At 31.9% G+C, this 24,014-nt stretch carries 22 protein-coding genes; 1 reads left to right on the top strand and 21 read right to left on the bottom strand.

Annotated features, from left to right (window positions below):
- Positions 1 to 100: 100 nt before the first annotated feature.
- The 20 genes from NNH57_RS04530 to NNH57_RS04435 form a co-directional block, all read right to left on the bottom strand.
- Positions 101 to 1,144, bottom strand: coding sequence for a hypothetical protein (locus NNH57_RS04530; RefSeq protein WP_108808339.1), 1,044 nt, complete (start codon positions 1,142 to 1,144; stop codon positions 101 to 103).
- Between the two features lie 71 nt (positions 1,145 to 1,215).
- Positions 1,216 to 2,007 (bottom strand): hypothetical protein, encoded by a 792-nt coding sequence (locus NNH57_RS04525; RefSeq protein ID WP_108808338.1) that lies wholly within the window; start codon positions 2,005 to 2,007, stop codon positions 1,216 to 1,218.
- A 7-nt stretch (positions 2,008 to 2,014) separates the two neighbouring features.
- The gene (locus tag NNH57_RS04520; RefSeq protein WP_074408479.1) at positions 2,015 to 2,584 is read right to left on the bottom strand and encodes an RNA polymerase sigma factor; all 570 of its coding nucleotides are present in this window, start codon (positions 2,582 to 2,584) and stop codon (positions 2,015 to 2,017) included.
- Positions 2,585 to 2,767: 183 nt separating this feature from the next.
- The gene (locus NNH57_RS04515; protein ID WP_074408480.1) at positions 2,768 to 3,745 is read right to left on the bottom strand and encodes a polyprenyl synthetase family protein; all 978 of its coding nucleotides are present in this window, start codon (positions 3,743 to 3,745) and stop codon (positions 2,768 to 2,770) included.
- Positions 3,746 to 3,869: 124 nt separating this feature from the next.
- A complete protein-coding gene (gene rlmN / locus NNH57_RS04510; RefSeq protein ID WP_108808337.1) occupies positions 3,870 to 4,910 on the bottom strand; it encodes a dual-specificity RNA methyltransferase RlmN in 1,041 nt (346 codons plus the stop codon).
- Positions 4,911 to 5,028: 118 nt separating this feature from the next.
- A complete protein-coding gene (locus tag NNH57_RS04505) occupies positions 5,029 to 5,952 on the bottom strand; it encodes a chalcone isomerase family protein (protein WP_108808336.1) in 924 nt (307 codons plus the stop codon).
- 294 nt (positions 5,953 to 6,246) lie between these two features.
- Positions 6,247 to 7,296 (bottom strand): tRNA preQ1(34) S-adenosylmethionine ribosyltransferase-isomerase QueA, encoded by a 1,050-nt coding sequence (queA, locus tag NNH57_RS04500; RefSeq protein ID WP_074408483.1) that lies wholly within the window; start codon positions 7,294 to 7,296, stop codon positions 6,247 to 6,249.
- A gap of 162 nt (positions 7,297 to 7,458) precedes the next feature.
- Positions 7,459 to 8,685 carry a 3-phosphoshikimate 1-carboxyvinyltransferase gene (aroA, locus tag NNH57_RS04495; protein ID WP_108808335.1) on the bottom strand — a complete coding sequence of 409 codons (1,227 nt, stop codon included), beginning with the start codon at positions 8,683 to 8,685 and terminating at the stop codon, positions 7,459 to 7,461.
- Position 8,686: 1 nt separating this feature from the next.
- The gene (locus NNH57_RS04490) at positions 8,687 to 8,941 is read right to left on the bottom strand and encodes a hypothetical protein (protein ID WP_132065764.1); all 255 of its coding nucleotides are present in this window, start codon (positions 8,939 to 8,941) and stop codon (positions 8,687 to 8,689) included.
- Entirely contained in the window at positions 8,941 to 9,267 is a 327-nt protein-coding gene (locus tag NNH57_RS04485; RefSeq protein WP_074408486.1) for a nucleotide pyrophosphohydrolase, read from the bottom strand. Before NNH57_RS04485 ends, NNH57_RS04490 begins: the two co-directional genes overlap by 1 nt.
- Positions 9,268 to 9,269: 2 nt before the next feature.
- Complete coding sequence (locus NNH57_RS04480; RefSeq protein ID WP_108808334.1) at positions 9,270 to 11,300, bottom strand: DUF3857 domain-containing protein; 2,031 nt, start codon at positions 11,298 to 11,300, stop codon at positions 9,270 to 9,272.
- Positions 11,301 to 11,312: 12 nt separating this feature from the next.
- Positions 11,313 to 13,229: a DUF3857 domain-containing protein gene (locus NNH57_RS04475; RefSeq protein WP_108808333.1), complete on the bottom strand. Its 1,917-nt coding sequence runs from the start codon at positions 13,227 to 13,229 to the stop codon at positions 11,313 to 11,315.
- A gap of 23 nt (positions 13,230 to 13,252) precedes the next feature.
- Complete coding sequence (dtd, locus tag NNH57_RS04470) at positions 13,253 to 13,705, bottom strand: D-aminoacyl-tRNA deacylase (protein ID WP_074408489.1); 453 nt, start codon at positions 13,703 to 13,705, stop codon at positions 13,253 to 13,255.
- 263 nt (positions 13,706 to 13,968) lie between these two features.
- Positions 13,969 to 14,919: a ribosome small subunit-dependent GTPase A gene (gene rsgA, locus NNH57_RS04465; protein WP_074408491.1), complete on the bottom strand. Its 951-nt coding sequence runs from the start codon at positions 14,917 to 14,919 to the stop codon at positions 13,969 to 13,971.
- Between the two features lie 281 nt (positions 14,920 to 15,200).
- The gene (locus NNH57_RS04460; protein WP_074408492.1) at positions 15,201 to 16,283 is read right to left on the bottom strand and encodes a bifunctional 3-deoxy-7-phosphoheptulonate synthase/chorismate mutase type II; all 1,083 of its coding nucleotides are present in this window, start codon (positions 16,281 to 16,283) and stop codon (positions 15,201 to 15,203) included.
- 69 nt (positions 16,284 to 16,352) lie between these two features.
- Positions 16,353 to 17,201 carry a prephenate dehydrogenase gene (locus NNH57_RS04455; RefSeq protein ID WP_074408493.1) on the bottom strand — a complete coding sequence of 283 codons (849 nt, stop codon included), beginning with the start codon at positions 17,199 to 17,201 and terminating at the stop codon, positions 16,353 to 16,355.
- Positions 17,202 to 18,401, bottom strand: a complete 1,200-nt coding sequence (locus NNH57_RS04450; protein ID WP_108808332.1) for a pyridoxal phosphate-dependent aminotransferase — start codon at positions 18,399 to 18,401, stop codon at positions 17,202 to 17,204.
- A complete protein-coding gene (locus NNH57_RS04445; protein ID WP_074408495.1) occupies positions 18,398 to 19,228 on the bottom strand; it encodes a prephenate dehydratase in 831 nt (276 codons plus the stop codon). Before NNH57_RS04445 ends, NNH57_RS04450 begins: the two co-directional genes overlap by 4 nt.
- Before the next feature lie 344 nt (positions 19,229 to 19,572).
- On the bottom strand, positions 19,573 to 20,760 hold the full coding sequence (gene kbl / locus NNH57_RS04440; RefSeq protein WP_074408496.1) for a glycine C-acetyltransferase: 1,188 nt from the start codon (positions 20,758 to 20,760) through the stop codon (positions 19,573 to 19,575).
- Between the two features lie 56 nt (positions 20,761 to 20,816).
- A complete protein-coding gene (locus tag NNH57_RS04435; protein WP_074408599.1) occupies positions 20,817 to 21,791 on the bottom strand; it encodes an NAD-dependent epimerase/dehydratase family protein in 975 nt (324 codons plus the stop codon).
- A 192-nt stretch (positions 21,792 to 21,983) separates the two neighbouring features.
- Here NNH57_RS04435 and NNH57_RS04430 point away from each other — a divergent pair, with 192 nt between their 5' ends.
- The gene (locus NNH57_RS04430) at positions 21,984 to 22,445 is read left to right on the top strand and encodes an Lrp/AsnC family transcriptional regulator (protein WP_024770670.1); all 462 of its coding nucleotides are present in this window, start codon (positions 21,984 to 21,986) and stop codon (positions 22,443 to 22,445) included.
- Here NNH57_RS04430 and NNH57_RS04425 read toward each other — a convergent pair.
- Positions 22,428 to 23,741 carry a glycoside hydrolase family 1 protein gene (locus tag NNH57_RS04425; RefSeq protein WP_108808331.1) on the bottom strand — a complete coding sequence of 438 codons (1,314 nt, stop codon included), beginning with the start codon at positions 23,739 to 23,741 and terminating at the stop codon, positions 22,428 to 22,430. The genes NNH57_RS04430 and NNH57_RS04425 overlap by 18 nt on opposite strands.
- Positions 23,742 to 24,014 lie beyond the last annotated feature (273 nt).

Genomic DNA, 24,014 nt, shown 5'->3' with positions numbered 1-24,014 from the left:
TCATTACTTGCTCCTACTTTATTAACAAAAAACTATTTTATCTATTATAGTCCAGTAATTTCACAAAATATACGGGTAACCGCATCAATTTATTCATCGATTAAAAGTCAAAACGTAATCCTAACGACACATTATTTTGTTCAATCTCTGCATTTTTAAAAATTGGAGACAGATCGTACTTAATGTATATAGACATATCTCCAAAGCCAATATATCCACTTAATCCATATATTAGATCACTGGTGTTATAATCTCTTTTAATTTTATCTTTAACGCGATCGCCATTTTCTTTATATTTTAATTTTTGGCGAGTACTTATATTTACTCCGGCATACCCTCCCAAGCCGATTCTAAATCTATTTGTAGTAGAATATCGTATACTCTTTTCTGTCTCTGTTACTTTTGACGGACCAAATTCAAAATGTACAGGAACCACAAGGTTATCCATTCTAAATTTGGATTTATCCAATTCTACTCTAAATTCTTCTAATGTCGTTTGATTACCATTTTCTACAAAATATCTATTATCTGTAGGTTTTAAACCATTAGAAGTATATGAGATCCCATATTTAATTCTTAGGAAGTTGGTATTTTTAAACACTCTTGTTTTCCAGGCCCACCCAATTTCAAAAAACCTACTTCCAGAAATTTTATAATCAGAATCATCCAATGATTGCCCATCTACCATTGCATTGTTAAGTCCAAAAGCAATTACTAAATTTGACGTCGTACGCCTATCATATGGTATTTTTCTGTCTTTATCAGATCCAAAATTAAACCCTAAGAAAGTAAAGTTGTACTCCAGATCTTTTTCTAAAAATTCAATAGCATCCCCCTCATTGCGCTCCAAAAGTGCAATTTTATTTTCTATAATAGCTATCCTATTTTCAATATTAAGAGCATGTAACTTAGCAACTTCTTCTTTAAGTTTTTGCGCATCTTCTTTGGTTATTTCTTCATTTACCAGCTTTTCATTAATTTCTTCTACTTCCTTTTTTAATGCTTCTTTTTCAGCATTAATAACACGTTCTTTCTGCTGTTTCAATTTCTCTATTACATTATTATCACTTACTTCCTGTGCACTTGACAATTGGGCAAAAAGTGCCATGGCCACAAATGTAGCTATTGTAACTATCGTCTTCATTTTTTTGAATTTTATTTGTAATCTCCCTAGTATACCAGGGAGATTACGGATTATTTGATTGATGAATGATTTTAATTATCCCTTTCTACTACCGCTGTTTTAACTTTCTGGAAACCTGTTTTAAGCGCTTCAAAAACACGTTGTTTAAAAGTCTCATCAAGTTCTGCCTCTACATCCTGTAGAAGATTTGATGCACTCACTGTACTAGATTTTAATATTTTTTCTGTTGAAATTTCTCGTTGAGCTTTTAGCAATAACCTATTGATTTCATCATCGGTCACTTGAGTATTGTTTTTTTGAAGCTCTTGAATTTGCGCCACTACTCCCGCTACCTTATCTTCAATAATCAAAGAATCTACAGGTAAAATTTTGTTTTTAATCGTATTGGCATTTTTATCATTTTCTGCTAACTCAGTATCATAGTTCCTATTTCCTAACATCTTTTTGGCAGTCTTATCCTCATGTATTATTTCTGAGGCAACATTTTTCTTTTTAAGATTTTCTTTTTTAAGAGAGGATGTCACAATATTATTCGATATTGGATTTTCTTCAAAAGCTTTAGAATTACTTTTCTCTATAACTTTTTGTTGTGTATCCTTATTTTCAACTACCTCAGTATTTTCATTTTTAATAATCTCATTATTGTTATCAACAAATTGAGTATTATCTTGTTCTGAAATCGGATTTTGGTTCATCAGTATTGAAGTCAGAATCAAAATTCCAACAAAAATTGCTGCGACACCATACCATTGAATTTTTTTACTTTCTTTTTTTTGTTTTCTTGCGCTATCTAACTGCGTTGTTAATCGCTCCCAAGAATCACTTGAAGGCTTTATAGCGCGTTGCTCCAGCTTTTCTTTCATCTTTTCCTCAAATTTCAATGGCGCCATTATTTATCTTATTTTGTTGATTTAACTTTTGTTGTAACGTTTTCCTAGCTTTAAATAGTTGAGATTTTGAAGTACTTTCAGAAATCTCTAGCATTTTAGCTATCTCGCTATGCTTGTATCCTTCTATAGCATATAATACAAATACCATTCTATATCCTTCTGGCAAACTATCTATTAGCTCCTGAATCTGGTCTATTTCTAATTCTGTATTAATATTGTTCCAGGATTCTTCGGTATAGCTTGTTATTTCTTCTGTAAAAAGAACTTGTTTTTCTTTTCTTAAAAAAGAGATCGATTCATTAACCATAATTCTTCGTACCCATCCTTCAAAACTTCCTTCGAATTTAAATTTATTCAAATTCATAAAAACTTTTAAAAACCCGCCAAGCATTACTTCTTCCGCAAAATGAATATCCTTAATATATCGCCTGCACACACTAAGCATTTTGGGCGCATACTTATTGTATAACTGATGCTGTGCATCACGATATTGCTTTGCTGCCCTTTTAATGAGTTGGGTTTCACTTTTATAAAATTGAATAACTTTCAATATAAAATCGATTAATTAGATCTTCTATTTACATAGACGAGAATAAAAATAAAAAGGTTGCCTCGTATTTAAAATAATTAATGTTGTATTATAAATATTTAGAATTAATTGACACCTTTCTTTCTTAAGAAACTCATTATACGCCTATTGCATACCGTTTTTTTAATACTAAAAAGCCTCTAATTATTTTTTTCGGTCAATAACATAATCAACCATAAGTTCTAAAGAAGATTTGTAATCTGAATCCGGATATTCTGATAAGATGGAAAGTGCTTCATTTTTAAATTGATGCATTATTTTAATGGCGTACTCCAATCCTCCACTTATTTTTACAAAGTCTATAACTTCTTTAACTCTTTTTTTATCTTTATTATGATTTTTTACCGAGTTAATAAGCCACTTCTTTTTTTCTTTAGTGCAATGATTTAGTGTGTAGATAAGAGGGAGTGTCATTTTTTGCTCTTTAATATCAATCCCGGTGGGTTTTCCTATGGCTGTATCACCATAATCAAATAAATCATCTTTAATCTGAAAAGCCATTCCGATGAGTTCTCCAAATTTTCTCATTTTTTCAACATCATCAGAATCCGGAGCTACAGAACAAGCTCCCAAGCTACAACAAGCTGCTATTAATGTTGCCGTTTTCTGGCGGATGATCTCATAATATATCTCTTCTGTGATATCAAGATTTCTAGCTTTTTCGATTTGTAACAGTTCTCCTTCACTCATTTCTCTTACTGCTACCGAAATAATTTTTAGAAGATCAAAATCTCCATAATCAATAGAAAGTAACAATCCTTTTGACAATAGATAATCCCCTACCAAAACTGCTATTTTGTTTTTCCATAAGGCATTAATAGAAAAGAAGCCTCGCCTTTGATTAGAGTCATCTACGACATCATCATGAACCAAAGTTGCAGTATGAATCAATTCTATTACCGAAGCTCCCCGATATGTTCGTTCGTTTACTTCTCCTCCAGATACCATTTTAGAGACCAGAAAAACGAACATAGGTCGCATCTGCTTACCTTTTCTATTTACAATATAATGTGTAATTCTATTGAGTAAGGCTACCTTAGAGGTCATTGATTCTGAAAACTTTTGCTCAAAAAGTTCCATTTCATCAATGATCGGTAATTTTATTTGTTCTACAACTTTCAATATGCTGTACTTGATTCTGTTTTCTATAGTAACGCGAAGATAACGTAAAATAGTTTTTCTTTGAAACCGATATTGTTATATATCAAGAATATTACCTTTAATTTAATAAATATAAGGAGTAGTTCTATGATTTGTTAGCTAACTGACCACAAGCTGCGTCTATATCTTTTCCGCGACTGCGACGAACATTAATAACAATACCATGAGATTCTAGCGCATGAATATAGTTTTCAATTGCTTTGTTTGATGCTTGTTGAAATGCTCCATCATCTATTGGGTTATATTCTATTAAATTTACTTTACATGGAACATAAGAACAGAATCGTATCAAAGCTTCTATATCTTCCTTTCTATCATTTATCCCTTTCCAAACCACATACTCATAAGTGATCTTACTTTTTGTTTTTTGGTACCAATATTCTAACGCTTCTTTAAGATCTACAAGTGGAAATGTTTCATTAAAAGGCATTATTGATGTTCTTATTTCATCTATTGCAGAATGTAATGAAACTGCTAATTTAAATTTCACCTCATCATCTGCCATTTTTTTAATCATTTTAGGCACACCAGAAGTAGATAATGTGATTCTTTTTGGAGACATTGCTAACCCATCGGGAGAAGTGATTTTATCAATAGCTTTCAATACGTTATTATAGTTCATTAAAGGCTCTCCCATACCCATAAATACAATATTTGATAAAGGGCGATTATGGTATAGTCGACTTTCTTTATCTATAGCCATTACCTGATCATAAATCTCATCGGGATTAAGGTTTCTCATCCTTTTTAATCGAGCTGTTGCACAGAACTTGCAATCCAAGCTACATCCAACTTGCGAAGACACACAAGCTGTAGTTCTGGTCGGAGTAGGAATTAGTACTGATTCTACTATTAATCCATCATGCAATTTTACTGCATTTTTAATTGTACCATCTGTACTTCGTTGCATTTGATCAACCTGAATATGATTGATTACAAAATTTTCCTCCAGTATTTTTCGAGTGGCTTTAGAAATATTGGTCATGTCATTAAAACTATGAGCCCCTTTACTCCATAGCCATTCATAAACCTGATTTCCTCTAAAAGATTTATCTCCATTTTCTTCAAAGAAAAGCCGTAACTGATCTTTAGTTAAGGTTCTTATGTCTTTTTTCTTCACATTCATAACTTCTGCAAAAGTATAAAGATAAATGGTACTGTAACATAGATCTTCTTTCTTTATTATAGGGATCAAAAAACCCTGGAGAAGTATCCAGGGGTTTTCAGTGTTATTTTAGATCATCCTATTTTTTAATTCTTCTCCATTCATGGACTCCTCCTCCTCCTTTATACTTCACCTTAAGTATATTTGGTTCGTCCTCATCAATCCATATTTGGCATTCTGAAACTCTACCGTTTTTTATATCTGTAAATTTTCCATTTACATACCTATCTCCTTTTAATCTTAATCCTTTTAGAATTACTAATCCTTCTACGTTTTGATTTTTGTCTGCACCTTCACATTCATAACAGATTGCATCTCTTTCTGATATACGCATCATTCTTTGTATTGTTCCATACACTTTATTTTCTATAATATATAACTGAACAATACTAATAGCTACACCTGTTTTTCTATCATATGTTTTCCATCTTCCTAATATGGGGTTAGGTTCATAAGATGCAAGTAAGTCTTCTTTTAAATGTTCATCAACAGGGTTTTCTCCTAACCAAATTTTAAATAAGGCTTTTTTAAACTCTTTACTATTTATTGTTCCTAGTAATTCTTTGTTCTTATAAAGAGTTAATTTCCCTCCTTTGACATACAAAATTTTATAAATATCAAATTTATCTATCTCATTTGGAAGAAGATTAAGAAAATCTCTAATTTGATTTTCTAACAAGTAGCTATTACCATCTGTAGCTCTTTCTAAACCATTTCTTATAATATTCTTGAACTCACTATCGGTAATTGAAGAAATAATTTTAATTGTAATAGCCATAGTAACATCTTTTTCTGCTACCATTACCCCATCCTCTACACCATCTACCTCAAAGTCTAAATATAATGCCATTGCATATAACTTTTCTGTAGATCCAGCACCATTAAGCATTAACTCTGATTCATCAAAAACATCAACATCGTTAAAGCCAATGTTACCAACCTTGGTTTGAGCATAAGAAAAAACAGTACTAAAAAATGCTACGTAATAAATTACTCTTTTCATTCTATAATTAGGTTTAGTTCTTTTTTTATAATTGGAACATACAAAAAAAAACGGTACAAATTTATAAAAAGTACGTTTATAAGCCTCATCTAGCATGTTTTTCGACAAAAACCGATATTAATCGTTTTTTTGGCACTTAAAAGCAATTACGGTTTTACCATAATTTTTTAAGGCCTCGAAAATAGCACTTTTTTTGCAAAAAATGCAATTTAATGAGCTAATTTCTAGAAACATACAAAAAAACCCTACCAAATTTAGGGTTTAGTAGGGTTTTAATAATATTCATTTTTATTTTTAGATAATTAGCATAGCATCACCATAAGAATAAAATTTATATTTTTCTTTTACCGCTTCTTCATATGCTTCTTTAATAAAATCATGTCCTGCAAATGCAGATACCATCATTAATAAAGTAGATTTAGGCGTATGAAAATTCGTAATCATACAATTTGCAATACTAAAATCATAAGGAGGAAAAATAAATTTATTAGTCCATCCTCTAAACTCGTTTAAAGTTCTCTCTGATGATACCGAACTTTCAAGAGCTCTCATTACTGTGGTTCCGACAGCACAAATCCTTCTTTTATTTGTTATCCCGTTATTAATGGTATGAGCAGCATTAGCAGTAACATAAGCTTCTTCACTATCCATCTTATGTTTAGATAAATCTTCAACCTCAACGGGGTTAAATGTTCCTAAGCCTACATGCAATGTGATTTCTGCAAAATCAACTCCTTTGATCTCTAGTCTTTTCATTAAATGCTTAGAAAAATGGAGTCCTGCAGTTGGAGCAGCAACAGCGCCTTCATTTTTAGCATATATAGTTTGATATCTTTCTTCATCTTCTGGTTCTGCATCTCTCTTAATATACTTAGGTAAAGGTGTTTCTCCCAGATCATTAAGTTTTTGTCTAAATTCATCATAGGAACCATCATACAAAAAACGTAATGTACGTCCTCTAGATGTTGTATTATCTATTACTTCTGCCACTAAACTCTCATCATCTCCAAAATACAGTTTATTACCAATACGTATTTTTCTAGCTGGATCAACAAGTACATCCCAAAGTCTTGTTTCAGAATTTAATTCACGTAATAAGAATACTTCAATTCTAGCTCCTGTCTTTTCTTTATTACCGTACAATCTAGCAGGAAAAACTTTAGTATTATTAACAACCATCACATCATTTGGTTCAAAATAATCTATAAGATCTTTAAACTGTTTATGCTCTATGGTTTGATCCTTTCTATTAAGAACCATTAGGCGAGATTCATCTCTGTTTTCAGCTGGATACTCAGCCAATAAATCTTGTGGAAGATTAAAATTGAAATGTGATAGCTTCATTCGTATTTATTTTTTGAAGGTGCAAATATACAATCTTGCGATAGGGGTTGTCAAGTAAATTAGAATATATTTACATTTACAGAGGTACTGTTTTTAAATTATCACATAAAAATCAACTTCAAAATATCTAAATTGGCATCAACTATACTGCTATAGCTCTCTTTACACTTCTGCAATTTTAAACCCTAATTTCTTTAAATCTAACCAAAAATCGGGATAGGATTTAGAAACAACATTAGGATCTTCGACATATAATGATGTTTTAAGCGCAAGAGGTGCAAATGCCATCGCCATACGATGATCATGATATGTTGCTATAGTTACATCTTTTTTTATGGATCCGGAAGGTTCTAACCGAAGAGAATTCTCAGTAATATGAACTTGCCCTCCTAATTTTTCGATTTCATTTTTTAAAGCTTCTAGACGATCTGTTTCTTTTATTTTTAATGTGTGCAAGCCAGTGAGGTAGCATCCAATACCTAATCCAAAACAAGTTACGGCTATTGTTTGAGCGATATCGGGAGAATTAGATAAATCTAATCCATCTTCAAGTTTCTTAAGTTTACCAGAAACCTTTTTTAAGGTAATTGTATTTTGATCAAAAGTAGTTTCTACTCCCAGGCTTTTGTATATTTCTGCAAGTTTAGCATCTCCCTGATAGCTCTGTTTTTTATAACTTCCAATAGTGACAGATGTATTATCAGAAAGCGCAACAATACTATAAAAATAAGAAGCAGAACTCCAATCTGATTCTACTACAATATTTTTTGGAGAAATTTTGTCGCAAGGATTAATAGTAATTTTATTGTCTTTAAAAACACCTTTAATACCAGCATCACTTAACAAACTTAATGTCATATTAATATAAGGCACAGAGGTTACTTTTCCTTCTAATATAATTTCTAACCCATTGGGTAATGAAGGGGCAATTAACATTAATGCCGAAATATACTGACTACTCACATTTGCTTGCAAAGAGACAGAGTTTGTTTCGGGTCTCTTTCCTTGAATACGTATCGGAGGGTAGCCATGTTCGTTTTCATAACTAATCTCACATCCTAATTGTTCTAATGCTTCGACCAATATTTTGATTGGCCTTTCTTTCATTCTTTTACTTCCTGTGAGCACAGTCTCTCTACCGTGTTTAACAGCAAAATATGCGGTAAGAAAACGCATTGCCGTACCTGCATGATGAATATCTACAGTAATTTCATCGCTCTTCAATGCTTTTTGCATTAACTCAGAGTCATCACTATTGGATACATTTTCGATACTTATATTAGGGTATAATGCCTGGAGTATTAGTAATCTATTTGTTTCACTTTTCGATCCCGTAATTTGTAGCGTATTGCTTTCTATATTGGGTATGTGTTCTAATTTCAAATTCATTTTATCGATTTGATTTCCTTTTTCTTAATTCAAAATAATATCCCATGATCATCCCATATATTAATCCTCCTACTATTCGAGATATTATATATCTAATCCATTGTTGATGATTGATTCTTTCTTCAATAAAAATACTCCAAGTAGAACTACTGTATTGCATAAAATACTCAATAACACTAAAAATAATTATAAAGCCAAATCCTATAAAGCATACAGAGGACCAGTACTTTTTTGACGAAAGAATTGATGCAAACATTATTTTAATTTTTCGTTGTTATGATGACGATCGTGATCTCTTTTTGTTTTAATATCCAGCTTTTTATCAAAAGCTTCCTGAAGATTAATTCCTGTTTGATTAGCCAGACATAATACCACAAACAAAACATCGGCTAATTCTTCTCCTAGATCTTTATTTTTATCACTCTCTTTTTCACTTTGTTCACCATAACGTCGCGCTATAATTCTGGCAACTTCTCCTACTTCTTCGGTGAGCTGCGCCATATTGGTTAATTCATTAAAATACCGCACTCCATGATTTTTGATCCAGTTATCTACGGCCTCCTGTGCATTTTTAATATTCATTATTATATTTTTTTAAGAACAACCTGTTCATTTTCTTTTTCAATAATTTGATTATAAAACTCCTTTAGTGCCAAATAATAGTTAGAAGAAAGGAAAGCAACATTAACAGTTTCATTAACAACAATTTGTATCATCCCATTGGTTATATTTGACCTAAATGAAAAAGCCCCTATATTTTCTGGCATTTTAAAAGCGCCGGATTTTGGAAGTTCGACTACTTCATATCCCTCGGGAATTTTTATACTTAACATATAGGCATTGGTAAACCCATAACCAAAATCTATTGGGTATTCTCTATTGCTAGACTTGAATACATTTTCTTTATCTCTTAAAAATAACAACGGAGAAAAATACATCTCATTTTCTATAGATTCTACCTGGTCGTAAGATATAAAATTAAAGCTTTCACTAACTCCTTTCCCAGCTTCATTTACACCTTTAACAGTATATTCTTCAATTTCATCTAAGTCAAACCTTTTTTTAAAACGCTTTACTTTACTTTCATCATCTTTTGCTTCATTTTCTATTCTAAAATCATGTGCAAAATAATCCATATGGCGAACGTTAAACTTACCTTTTACAACTCCATCTTTATCAATTTGACATTGTGCACTATATCTTTTTAAAGAAGGTTTTTTTGGTCTAAAATCTACTCTTTGCGAAGTCCCATTTTTAGAAATTACTCTCCCAAATCCACGAATTACTCGATCTGGTAAAACATTTGGTAAAGCATACCTATCTGTAGCATCCAGGTAAACATGACTACCATCGGCTAATTTTACTCTGGATACCACATAATTAAACCCATTTACAGTAGGAAACAGGGCAATAACTCTGTTACTTGCACTTACTAATACAGGATTAGCATCCAGGCCAACATGTGATAACATAGAAGTAAGCATTAGGTTAATTTCTGCAGAATTACCTGTCTTTTCTTTATATGCTTTTTTGACTCCCACACTTGTACCTACGGCATATGTATCATTCCATCGCATTCTTTTTTTTACATAATCGAATACTTTCATCATCTTGGTTGTCTGATTTTCTGAACGCGATACTATAGCTTTTAAATCTTCTTCATAGTAGCTTTTCTTTTTTAATTCTTCACCAAAATTACCACTTTTATAAATTGTTTTTGTAACATCCTCCCAGGTTGTAGAATAGTATTTAACAGGTGTATTTGGCCAATTAACACTAGATAATTCATAGCTTATACTCGAAATATAATTTTTTACATTTCCGGAAAACGGCTCTATTTTAAAAGCAGAAATATTGGTAGAACTAATTGTGTTTTTAATAACTTTAAAATCAACACCATTGGTTGAAAAATTTGATCTTATTGGGCCACTTGTTAAACTTCCTCCGCCTGTTCTGGTTTTAGATGTTAATATGATCTTACCGCTATAGTTTGACTCTTTAACATCAATTGGAAGATACCCGGATGTAAACTTTTTGAATATAAAATATTCTGGAGACTCGACTACTACGTCTAGTTTTTTAATTGGTATTTCATATTGCAGGTAGACTCTATCTATATTGTATACGAATGGCGAAATGATCTTATATTTATACTCAATTACCGAACCTTCTTGTAAAGCAGGCATTGTAAATTTTACTTGATTGTAATATTTAGAATGCTCATTTTTAAAAATTCCATCCTTTTTAAGTTTGGTTTCTACAATTTTATTATTTACCAAACTGTATGTAACCCCTTTTAAATTTACTATTTTTTCATTTTCGCCATTTTTATGATACAAAAACACCTCATCTGTTGCATAATCAAACCCATCTTTTTTATACAACTTTATTCTTTTATACACCTCGGTAATCAACTGAAATCCATGAGATTGATTATAGCTTATGTGTACATGTTTCTTTTCATAAAGAACGGCAGCATTTGCTGAACTGTCATTATCATATACTGTTTCTAAGAGTTCTTCTTTTGATACTTTTCCAAATTTATATTCCTGTGCAAAACTGCTGGCAGAAATTATAAAAACGAAACCAAGTAGTACTGTATTTATATTTTTCATTGAGATGGTTATTTATTGTTGTTTTAATGCTATTCTTGATTTATCTATTTTCTTAATTTCGGATCTAAAATTTCTGTATTCCTCATATTTTTCTTTCGGAAATGTGCCGTCAACGATTTTCAAAAATCGTCTGAATTTAAGTTGCTTATCATCAATCTTTTCGAGTTCATAGCTATAACTACCAAACACGGTTTCAATAGATTTTTTTTCGGGTAAATTTCCTGCCATATATCCATCAGGTAAATTAATGATGTACTCATCTGTATTTACATATCCTCTTGATATTACCAAAGGGGTTTTTCTGGTATCATATTTAGGTAGATTAATCTGATCTCGACTAAAAAGATTAGGAGATATTAATAGACGGCTTCCTACTTTTTTGGCATAAGAAACACAAGAGATTTCTATATCTTCTGTAAATTTGATATCGTCTTTATTATCATTAAGATTTATCTTACCGATTTCCAGATTATTGATATATCCCCAAAATTCTTTATAATATAATTTTTGATCTTTTGATGTTTCAAACTGAATGTTATAATTCCAGTCATATTCAAGCCCCTGCGATACTCTTTTTACAGTTGCAGACATGGATCTATCTACTTCAAGATTAACTGTAGCCGTAGTATGAAGTATATTTTCTTCAGGTTCGTATTTTTTGGTTCTTTTAATGGTTCCTCCTTCGGGTTTTACAACCAATACATTTCTATCGTCAGTAGTAGAATCATTAAAATCAAATGGAAGTGTCTGACTAGTGCACTCTAACCAGATATCTTTATCTCCATCTGGAATATTCAATATTACATGGTTACCTTCCATCGAAGTAAATTCTGAATCTATATTAATCTTATCAGAATCTCTCCACACAACACAATAATTTGATGAAATACCTTGACTCTTTAATAAAGCTTTTGTATAATTGGTTAACGCTTTACAATCTCCATATCCTAATCGATCTACATCCTCTGCCAACATAGGCATCCAACCTCCTATACCTAATTGTATACCTATATAACGTGTTTTATTCTGAACATAATTATAAATACGTTTTGCTTTTTCTTTAGTTGTAGTAGCATCCGAAACTAGCTCAGTAACTTTCTCAATAGTAGTTTCAGATAATTTATCCCGACCAGAAACCAAATTTTCATATTGCCATTTCCCCATAGACTTCCAATCTTTAGCAAAACCTTTCACCCCTTTTAATGAAAATTCGTTTAATGCCACTTTTATCATTGGGATCATATCATTAAGAGGGAGACTGCACACTTCTGGTAATTTTGCAGGAATATTGAAAACTTTATAGGTAGTTCCCAAATTACTTTTATTAGTTTCGACTGAATACTCATCCAAATTTGTTTCTCTATATCTAATCGAGATTTTTGAAGGGTTTAAAATTTTATATATTGATTTCTCAACACTTAGTCTATATGCCAAAATAGGTTTCCAATATTTTATAAATGCTGTTGTTGAGTTTTCTACCTCACTTTCAAAAGCAAGTGTATAAGGATAGTTCAATGGTGTATATTCAAAATATTTTATTCTATCATCTCTTACCAATGAAGAATTATCGCTAACACTTCTATCTTTAAAGTCTTTCTTTTTGTATTTTTTAACCTCCTTACCAAAAGAATCATAAACTATAGCTTCTAGTTTTTTTATTTTCCTATTCGGATCGTAATATTCACAGCAATCAGCATATCCATCCCCATATTTATTAAGTACGGTAACAATTCTTTTGGTTTTTACAACAACAGAATTTATTGATTTTATCTCAATAGTAACTTCCTCGGATCTTACAATAGCATTAGCATTTTTAGTAAGTGTAGAATCTAAGAGTATAGCTTGTAGTCTTAGATCGTCCTGAGCAGAGTTTTGCTCAACATAGAATAAGGTAAGCACAACTGAAACCAGCAGTATTTTTTGTAACATAAAAAATTATTTTAGGGGGTGGTTTATTCTTTGTTTTTTGTGTCTACAGTTATAGTAACAGGTCCATCATTAAGTAGTGATATTTTCATATCAGCTCCAAATACACCTGTACCTATTTTCTTTCCTAAATCCAACTCTAATCGTTGTACAAAACTCTCATAGAGAGGAATAGCTATTTCTGGCTTGGCTGCTTTAATATAACTGGGTCTATTCCCTTTTTTGATACTGGCATGTAATGTAAATTGACTTACCACTATTGCATCTCCATTTACATCTAATACACTTTTATTCATTACACCAGCTTCATCTCCAAATATCCTAAGGCGAGATATTTTTCCTGATAACCAATCTATATCCTCTTGCGAATCCTTTTCTTCTATTCCTATTAGAATAAGTAATCCTTGATTTATGTTTGAAACAATTTTGCCTTCGACACATACAGATGCCTCAGAAACTCTTTGAATTACGGCCCTCATTTATTTATTATTGATTTTAAAAAACAAAAGATTTTTTATTACTCTATTTATTTGATATAGAACAACGTATTTTGTTTACATGTTTTTCATTCAATTATCACATTAAATAATTCTAAAAATCATTTTAACTAACAACTTTATGGCACAAGTATACAATGTCTGAGTTTCATTTTTCGGAACTGAGAATTTTTTTTTATTTTTTTATTAGCTGATTTAGTACAACTTAGAAATTTAATCTATTTTTCTGCTGTGGATTATAAAAATTATTCGTCGTCGTAATTATTTTTTCTGTAGTGTTCTTCTTCTCCTTCAAGAATTTGTAAATAACTCTTATATCTCGACCAGGCAATTTCTTCGTTATCTAATGCTTTTTTAACAGCACATTTTGGTTCATTAATATGCAAACAGTTATTAAACTTACAATCTGATTTTAACTCAAAGAATTCGGGAAAATAATCTCCTAATTCTTCTTTATCCATATCAACAACTCCAAAACCTTTTATCCCGGGCGTATCGATAATCTTGGCATCAAAATTAAGATCAAACATTTCTGCAAAAGTAGTGGTATGTAAACCTTGTTGATGTTGATCACTTATTTCGGCTGTTTTTAACGACAAACCAGGTGCAATTGTGTTAACTAAAGTAGATTTTCCTACCCCGCTATGACCAGAAAACATACTTACTTTATTTTTCATTATTGCTTTTACTTTGTCTACATTTTTACCATTTTTTGCAGATATTCCTATACATTCATATCCTATTTTTCTATATATCGCTGCCAGATATTTAATCTCCAAAAGTTCCTCTTCATCATAGGTATCTATTTTATTAAAAAGCAAAACTGCTTTAATACCATATGCTTCTGCAGTAACTAAGAATCGATCTATAAATGTTGTAAATGTTGTTGGGTTATTTAGTGTTATTAATAAAAAGACTACATCTACATTTGAGGCTATAATATGTGTCTGTTTAGACAGATTCACAGATTTTCTTATAATATAATTATGCCTCTCATGAATATATTCGATAACTCCTGTTTCCTGATCGTTATTAGTTTCTAATTTAAAATCCACAAGATCTCCTACAGCTACAGGATTGGTACTTTTGATACCCTTAATCCTAAACTTTCCTTTTATACGGCATTCGTATACTTTTCCGTTATTAGTTTTTACGGTATACCAACTTCCTGTAGATTTATAAACGGTACCTGTCATAGACACAAAGATGCAAATATTAATATTTGTAGAGGTCTTATTTCTTTTCTTAATTAAAAAAACATAAAATTTTACGAAGCCTTTTTTCCAAACAATTATTCTTTATCTCTTGTGTATTAATTCAAAAGTTTGTGAAAAACCTGGTAGAATCCATCATAGAAATATCATTATAATAAAGCAGAAACTTTTGACAGTAAAGTCTGATCACAATTAAATCTATATAGTTCGAAAGAAAATATAGCAGCCACTCGTTAGTTACCATGACGAGTGGCTTTCTTATTTCATCCTTTTGCTACTTTTTTCTGATGATTAATAGATTCTTGGTGAATTGCTTTGTAAATACGAAGTATAAATTCTTCACTCAATCCATTTTCTTCTCCTTCAAGAATCATTCTTCCTAGTATTTCATTCCATCGTTTAGATTGTAGAATAGCAACATTTTGCTTGGCTTTTGCTTTTCCTATATCATCAGAAATTTTCATTCTTTTTGATAAAACTTCTAACAATTGATTATCTGCTATATCAATCTTAGCACGTAATTCATCAAGTACTTTTTGATACGCTTCATCTTCTCCAATTTCTTTACGAATTTTTAAATCTTTCATATACTGAACCAATGTTTCTGGTGTAATTTGTTGTTTAGCATCACTCCAAGCGTTATCAGGATCGTAATGTGTTTCTACAATAAGTCCGTCAAAATTAAGATCCAAAGCTGTTTGAGACAGGTCAAAAATCAAATCTCTTCTTCCTGCGATGTGAGAAGGATCTAAGATCAATGGCAAATCTGGGAAACGATTTTGTAAATCAATGGGGATTTGCCATTCTGGGATATTACGATATTTTGTTTTCTCATATGTTGAAAATCCTCTATGAATTACTCCCAGGTTTTTAACGTCTGCAGTATAAAAACGTTCTACAGCTCCTAACCAAAGGGATAAATCAGGGTTAATTGGATTTTTTATTAAGACTGGATTATCGATTCCTTTACAGGCATCTGCAATATCCTGAACAATAAAAGGAGACACTGTACTTCTTGCTCCTATCCATAAAACATCAACTCCATGTTCTAAAGCTAATTCTACGTGATGCGGATTTGCTACTTCTGTAGCAATTTTCATCCCGGTTTCTTCTTTAGCTCTTTGCAACCATTTTAACCCCAAAGCTCCTACTCCTTCAAAATTTCCAGGTCTTGTTCTTGGTTTCCAGATTCCTGCACGCAATACTGTAGCATCAGAATCTTTAAGTTGATGTGCTATTTTTACTACCTGGTCTTCTGTTTCGGCACTACAAGGCCCTCCGATTACCAATGGATGATCCAGGTTGTAATCATCTAGCCAGTTTCTAAGTTCTTTTTTATTCTCCATTTTTATTTTTTATTCTTAATTTATTAAAGTTTGTATTGGTTTTATAGTTTACCCGGATTATGCATTAGTTTAAGCAATTCCTTTTAAAATTGTCTTTATATGATTTGTATCTTCCATTTCTCTATATACAGCTAAAAAATCGTCATTTTCAATCAACTCTTTAAATTGAGCAAGATTAGCAATATATTCTTCTAATGTCTCTATTATATTTTCTTTATTATGCTTAAAAATTGGTGCCCACATAGCGGGAGAACTTTTTGCTAATCGAACAGTCGAAGCAAAACCACTACCTGCCATATCAAAAATATCTCTTTCGTTTTTCTCTTTCTCGATTACAGTTTTACCTAACATAAAAGAACTAATATGTGATAAATGTGAAACATAAGCAATATGCTTATCATGAGAAGAGGGATCCATATAACGAATTCGCATACCTAATCTAGAAAAAATCTCCATCCCTTTTTCTTGTAATTTAAATGCTGTTTTTTCTACCTCACAGATAATATTCGTTTTTCCTCTATATAAATTTGCAATTGCCGCTTGTGGCCCAGAAAACTCTGTCCCTGCAATTGGATGTATTGCCAAATAATTCCTTCTTTTGTCATGATTCTCTACAGCATTACATAATTTCTTCTTGGTCGAACCAGCATCAAAAACTAAACAGTTATCATCTATTTTATCTAAAATAGTGGGCAATATCTCGACGGTTGCATCTACTGGTATGGCGATTATAACTACATCTGCTTTATCCAACTCATCCAAACTAGATGTATAGTCAATAAGACCTAGTGATAATGCTTCGTTCAGATTATCTTCACTTCTATCCACACCATAAATCTTAGCTTCATTAAAAGCTGCTTTAATATCTAAGGCAAAAGAACCTCCGATTAGACCTATCCCTACTACAAATACATTCATCTAGTTACAATTTTGATTTATCATATCCTTTGTCGCCAATGGTAATTCTGTTTTATTAAGTCTTCCTATAGCCTCTTTAATATTCTCTTTCGTTACACAAAGTGAAAAACGTATATATCCTTTTCCATTACTTCCGAAAATATCACCAGGAGCGATGAAGATATCATTCTCATATAAGATAGTGTCTATAAATTCTACTGCATCGGTTCCTTCTGGTAACTTAGCCCAGACAAACATTCCTTTTGCGGTTTTATCATAACGACACCCCAAAAGATCTACCAACTCCCAGATCAACGTTCTTCTTTCCTTATAGATTGCATTCATTTTATCGTACCAACCATTAGAAATACGCAATGCTGCGATAGCTCCTCTTTGGATTCCTTGAAACATACCGCTATCCATATTACTTTTCACTTTTAAAATCGCTTCAATTTTATCAGAACTACCACTAACCATTCCCACACGCCATCCAGCCATATTAAAAGTTTTACTTAAAGAATTTAACTCCAGTGCTACTTCTCTTGCTCCTTCTATTGATAAAATACTTGTAGGACTATCGTTTAAGATAAAACTGTATGGATTATCTTTTACCAATAGAATGCTATGTTTTTTAGCAAAATCAATCATTTTTTTAAATAGCCTCACATTGCCCGAGGCTCCTGTTGGCATATTTGGGTAGTTAATCCACATAATTTTCACCTTGCTCAAATCTTTTTTTGAAAGGCTATGAAAATCTGGCTCCCATCCATTATCTTCAATTAAATCATAAAAAATTGGTTTTGCGCCTACCAAATTAGTCACTGCACTATATGTTGGATATCCAGGGTTAGGAACCAATACTTCATCTCCTTCATTAAGGTACGCCAGAGAAATATGCATGATTCCTTCTTTAGATCCCATTAGTGGTAAGATTTCATCTTTTGGGTTTAAGGAAACCTGGTATTTTGCACTATAAAAATCTGCAATGGCTTCTCTTAATTCTGGCAAGCCTTGGTAACTTTGATATTTATGAGCACCATCTACAAGTACTGCTTCCTGAATGGCCTGTACTACTTCTTTTGGTGGATCCAAGTCTGGGCTACCAATAGCCATATTTAAAACCGGTTTTCCTGAAGCTACAAGCTCTCTAACTTCTCTTAATTTTTTGGAGAAATAGTATTCTTCTACTGTTTCTAATCTTTTTGCCGTTTGAATGCTCATCCATTTTGATTTTTATATTCACCCAATACTTTTAGTTCTAATGCCATGATTTTTAGGATAGACATTGCTTTAGCATAATCATCATAATCCATAAAGGTTACATCGACAAAAAAGGAATATTTCCAAGGCATACTAATAATAGGTAATGATTGGATTTTAGTTAAATTCAATCCACAATCACTCATTACATTAAGTACTGTAGCTAAACTTCCTTTTTTATGATCTGTTAGAAATTTTAAAGATGCTTTATTGATATCTTTCTTTTCTGAGTTAGATTCTTCTTCTGTATTTAAAATAAAAAATCGGGTACTATTTGATTTTATAGTTTGAATCTCTTTGGCTAAAATATTTAATTGATAAATATTTGCAGCGGTTTCTCCTGCTACGGCAGCAACTCCTTCTAGTTGCTGTTCATGAATTCTCTTAGCAACATCGGCTGTATCTGCATCCTCTATCAATTTGATATGTGGTTGTGCTCTAAAAAACTCTTTACATTGTAGCAAAGCCATTGGATGAGAATATACTTCTTTGACATCTGAAATTTCTTGTCCATCTAAAGCCATTAAACAGTGATGAATAGGTAAAAAATATTCTCCTCTAATGGTAAGATCATGCTCATCTATATAAGCATAATTTGGAATAATAGAACCTGCAATAGAGTTTTCGATTGCCATTACTGCATCTGTACTCTTATTATGTTCTAAACTATGCACTACTTCCTGAAAAGACATGCATTCATTTACATCTATATCTTCTCCGAAATATGCCTGAGCAACGCCGTGATGATATGAACCCTTTATTCCTTGTATAGCAACCTTTTGTTTCATATGTTAATTTTATTGCAAAAAAAAATCCCGATTTTTCATCGGGATTCTAGTTTTATAAATTTTGCTGATTTATTTACATAACGATCCCGATCTTGCTTTTAAAATAAAAGAAGAAAAAATAGAATCCGTTCCAAGTAAATAAATTGCTCATTATTGTATCATTATTACGTTGCTAAATTAGCTAAAACTATTACGATTCAAAATAATTTTTGATTTTTTTCATAATCACCAGAGTATTATCATCAAATCTTGATGTTTTAATAGATATTACTGAAAGATTTTAAATAAAACTCTAAGTATTCTATGAATCCTCTACTTTTTAAACCACTAACAAACGTTTGTATTTATATCACATTCAGTTCTTTACCCACTTTAGTGAAAGCTTTTACTGCTTTTTCTAAGTGATTGCGATCATGAGCAGCTGACAATTGCACTCTAATTCTTGCTTTCCCTTTAGGTACAACAGGATAGAAAAATCCAATAACATAAATTCCTTCTTCAAGTAATTTAGCTGCAAATTCTTGTGCAAGTTTTGCTTCGTATAACATTACCGGGACTATAGGATGATCTCCCGGGATAATATCAAATCCTGCTGCGGTCATTTCTGATCTGAAGTATTTTGTATTTTCTTCTAGTTTATCTCGTAGTACTGTAGAGGAACTTAACAAATCTAATACTTTGATCGATGCTCCTACAATTGATGGTGCTACTGTATTAGAGAACAAATAAGGTCTGGATCGTTGTCTTAACATTTCTACAATTTCTTTTCTGGCAGCAGTAAATCCACCAGAAGCACCACCCAAAGCTTTACCATAGGTTCCTGTAATAATATCTATACGCCCCATTACATCACGATACTCATGTGTTCCTCGACCTGTTTTTCCTAAAAAACCTGTAGAATGACATTCGTCTATCATAACCATAGCTTCATATTGATCTGCCAGATCACAGATTTTATCCAACTGGGCAATTGTACCATCCATAGAAAAAGAACCATCTGTCACAATAAGTATACGTCTTGATCCTTCTGCCGATTTTAATTGCTTTTCAAGATCTACCATATTATTATGTTCGTATCTAAAGCGTTTTGCTTTACATAATCTAACTCCATCAATAATAGAGGCATGGTTTAGTGCATCAGAAATAATAGCATCTTCTGGCCCAAGAATAGGTTCAAATATTCCTCCATTAGCATCAAAAGCAGCTGCATATAAAATGCAATCTTCCATTCCCAAAAATTCGGCAGTTTTACGCTCTAGTTCTTTATGAATATCTTGAGTTCCGCAAATAAATCTCACAGATGACAATCCATACCCATGAGAATCTATGGCTTTCTTACCTGCTTCAATTACATCAGGATGTGATGAAAGGCCTAAATAATTATTTGCACAAAAATTTAATACATCTTTGGTATTTGTTGTGTCTATACTGGCTCCTTGTGGGGTAGTAATTATTCTTTCGGTTTTATACAATCCTGCCGATATAATCTCATCCAGCTCTTTTTGTAAATCGTCTTTTATATTTGAAAACATGTTACTTGGTATTTATTCTTTATTGTTATATTTTATTTCATACAAAGATGTAGGCATCAAAGCATTAAAGTTGCCTGATTCTTTGATCCCGTTTTATATTTTTCTTTTAGTTTTTGGATCATTGTACTTGTGATCGACTCAAGATCAAATTCTGGTCTCCATCCCCAATCTTTAATTGCAGCAGAATCGTCTATAGATTTAGGCCATCGTGCAGCAATTTCTTGTCTAAAATCAGGATTATATTTGATTTCAAAATTAGGATATAATGTACGAATTTCTGCCGCTACTTCTGCAGGAGAAAAGCTAATTCCTGCAATATTATACGAAGTTCTTATATTGATATCTTCTTTAGGGGCATCCATTAATTCTAAAGTTGCACGTATGGCATCTTCCATAAAGATCATAGGTAAGGTAGTATCTTCTTCTAAAAAACAACTAAACTCTTCTCCTAAAACTGCTTTGTGATAGATATCTACTGCATAATCTGTAGTTCCTCCTCCTGGTAATGATTGATACCCAATCACACCTGGATAGCGAATCGACCTAACATCAAGTCCGTATCTAAGAAAATAATATTGTGCCCAATTCTCTCCTGCTGCTTTACTAATCCCATATACTGTAGCGGGATCCAGATAGGCATTATTTGGAGTGTGTTCTAAGGGTGCTCCTTCGCCAAAAACGGCTATAGAGCTTGGAAAAAATATCCTATTAATATTGTGCTGCCTAGAGACTTCGAGTACATTAAACAAAGTTTTCATATTAATGTCCCAGGTTTTTAAAGGTGTTTCTTCTCCTTTGGCAGAAAGAATTGCTGCAAGGTGATATATTTGAGTAACGTTATACCGAACAACTACTTCCTCTATTCTATTAATATCTGTTGCATCGATTATTTCAAAAGAGCCTTCATATCCTTCTCTAGACCTTAAATCAGAAGCAATTACATTAGAGCTTCCAAATTTTTGTTTGAGAGATTCTGTTAATACCGATCCTAATTGACCATTCGCTCCTATTACCAAAACAATCGTTTCCATATGTTCTATTTTCACTTTAAAATTCAACTATTTAACAGTGTTATTTACTTGGCAAAGTACAAAATGTAACGTTTCCTGCCATGATTATTAAATAATTAAGCAATAATTACTAATTTTTAATATAATTTCAGCTATATTTACTTCAACATAAGCTTAAATTCTATTTTTGAAGTAACTTTTTTTTGAATTAAAATGGAACAATTAGACCATACAGACATTACTATCCTTAGAATTTTACAGGAAGATTCTAAAAAAACTGCAAAAGAAATTGCCAAAATCCTTAACATTACTGCTTCTCCCGTATATGAGCGAATACGGAGACTAGAAAAACAAGGATTCATCAAAAAGTATGTTGCCATCTTAGACAAGAAATTAATTGATCGTGCTATCACCACAATTTGTCAGGTTTCTATGCGCTATCACAATGAAGCTTTTATAGAAAAATTCGAAAAGCAAATTCAGAACCTGCAAGAAGTACAAGAATGCTACCATATGGCAGGGCAGGTAGATTTTGTTTTAAAAATTCACACCAAAAGTTTGGAAGAATATCATGATTTTGTAAAAACAAAGCTTTCAAAAATCGAAAATATTGGTGTTCTGAATAGCACTTTTGTTCTTAAAGAAATTAAGCATACATCAGAGTTTTATATTTGATAAATATTTTTTTAACCAGAGTGCAGATGTTTTCATTTTGCGTTGCATAGTTTTTCTATCTAAACTTATTATCCCAAACTTGGGAATATATCCTTCTGCCCATTCAAAATTATCTACCAATGTCCAAAGTAAAATTCCTTTAAGATTTATGTTTTTATCCAATACAGTTTTCATTCCTTCGATTACTTTTTGGTAATACTCGATCCTTTTCTGTTCATCTTCATTCTTAGATAGTGCCATTCCGCATTCAGAAAGCCAAAGTGTTTTTTTAGGATTGTATTTAGCAAATCTTTCTAAAAAATACTGTACTCCTTCTGGATATGTTTCCCACCCCATCACCGAAGTTTTCACATTCCTTTTTTCAGGCTTCACCTGAATTGCTCCAAGATATGGGATATACCAAGCTGCTTTAACTACTTCTCTTGCATAAGTTTGAATTCCCAAAAAATCAAAATCAGTTTTTAATGCTTCAATATCTCCTTTTTTATAGTATTTAGATATACGTTTTAAGGTCGGAAAATCATTATCGGGATACCCTAATCCCAAATGAGGTTCTATAAACAGGCGGTTCATTAATGTATCGATCCTAATAGCTGCTTTATGATCAGCAGTCGTATTTCTATAGGGTTCGATTTTGGTACAACTTATTGCTGTACCTACCTGAAGGCCTTCTTTTTTCTTCAAAACTTTAAACCCTTCAGCTTGCGCCAATAAAAGATGGTGTGTACTCGAAATAAAATTACGAATCCCTCTCTTGCCAGGAGCATGTACACCAAGAAAATAACCTCCGCCAATACATACTATTCCTTCATTAATCAATACCCAATGCTTTACTCGATCTGCAAAATGGTTTCTTAGTACAGTTATATATGCTGCATACCAGCTAATACTATCTCGATTTGTCCAACCGCCCTTATCTTGTAATTTTTGTGGCAAATCCCAATGGTATGTTGTAACCCAAGGCTCTATTCCTACTTTTAAACAGTAATTAATTACCTTATTATAAAACTCAATCCCTTTTGGATTCACTATTCCTGTACCGTCCGGAAATATTCTTGACCAGGAAACAGAAAAGCGAAATATCTGTAATCCAATGTCAACAGCAAGATCGATATCTTCTTCGAATCTATGATAAAAATCTGTTGCAATTTTAGCATTAGAACGGTCTTTGATTTTATAGGGTTTTTGAGTAAACGTATCCCAAATAGAAAGGCCTTTTTTATCCTTATCATAAGCTCCTTCAGTTTGATGAGCAGCAATTGCGACTCCCCATTTAAGGCTCTTAATCTTATTCATTATGTTTTAAAAATCTAAAAAAGATAAACATAGCATATCAATGCTTAAACAATCCTTTTTTAAGAAAAAGAGAGACTATAAAAAAGATAATTTGCTGACTTAGACAAACCAGTTTATGAAGAAAATTATAGACTATCTGTTTTAAGTTGGTTAGTGACATATTAAAAATATCTTATCCTATATTATAAAGATAATACATCTTTTATCTTATCATTTTACCTCAATATTATCTTAATGTTACTATCATTATTTCTAAGTTTTTCATACAACACA

The organism is Aquimarina spinulae (genome assembly GCF_943373825.1).
Classification (GTDB): domain Bacteria; phylum Bacteroidota; class Bacteroidia; order Flavobacteriales; family Flavobacteriaceae; genus Aquimarina; species Aquimarina spinulae.
This window is presented reverse-complemented; position numbering and strand designations above follow the sequence as displayed.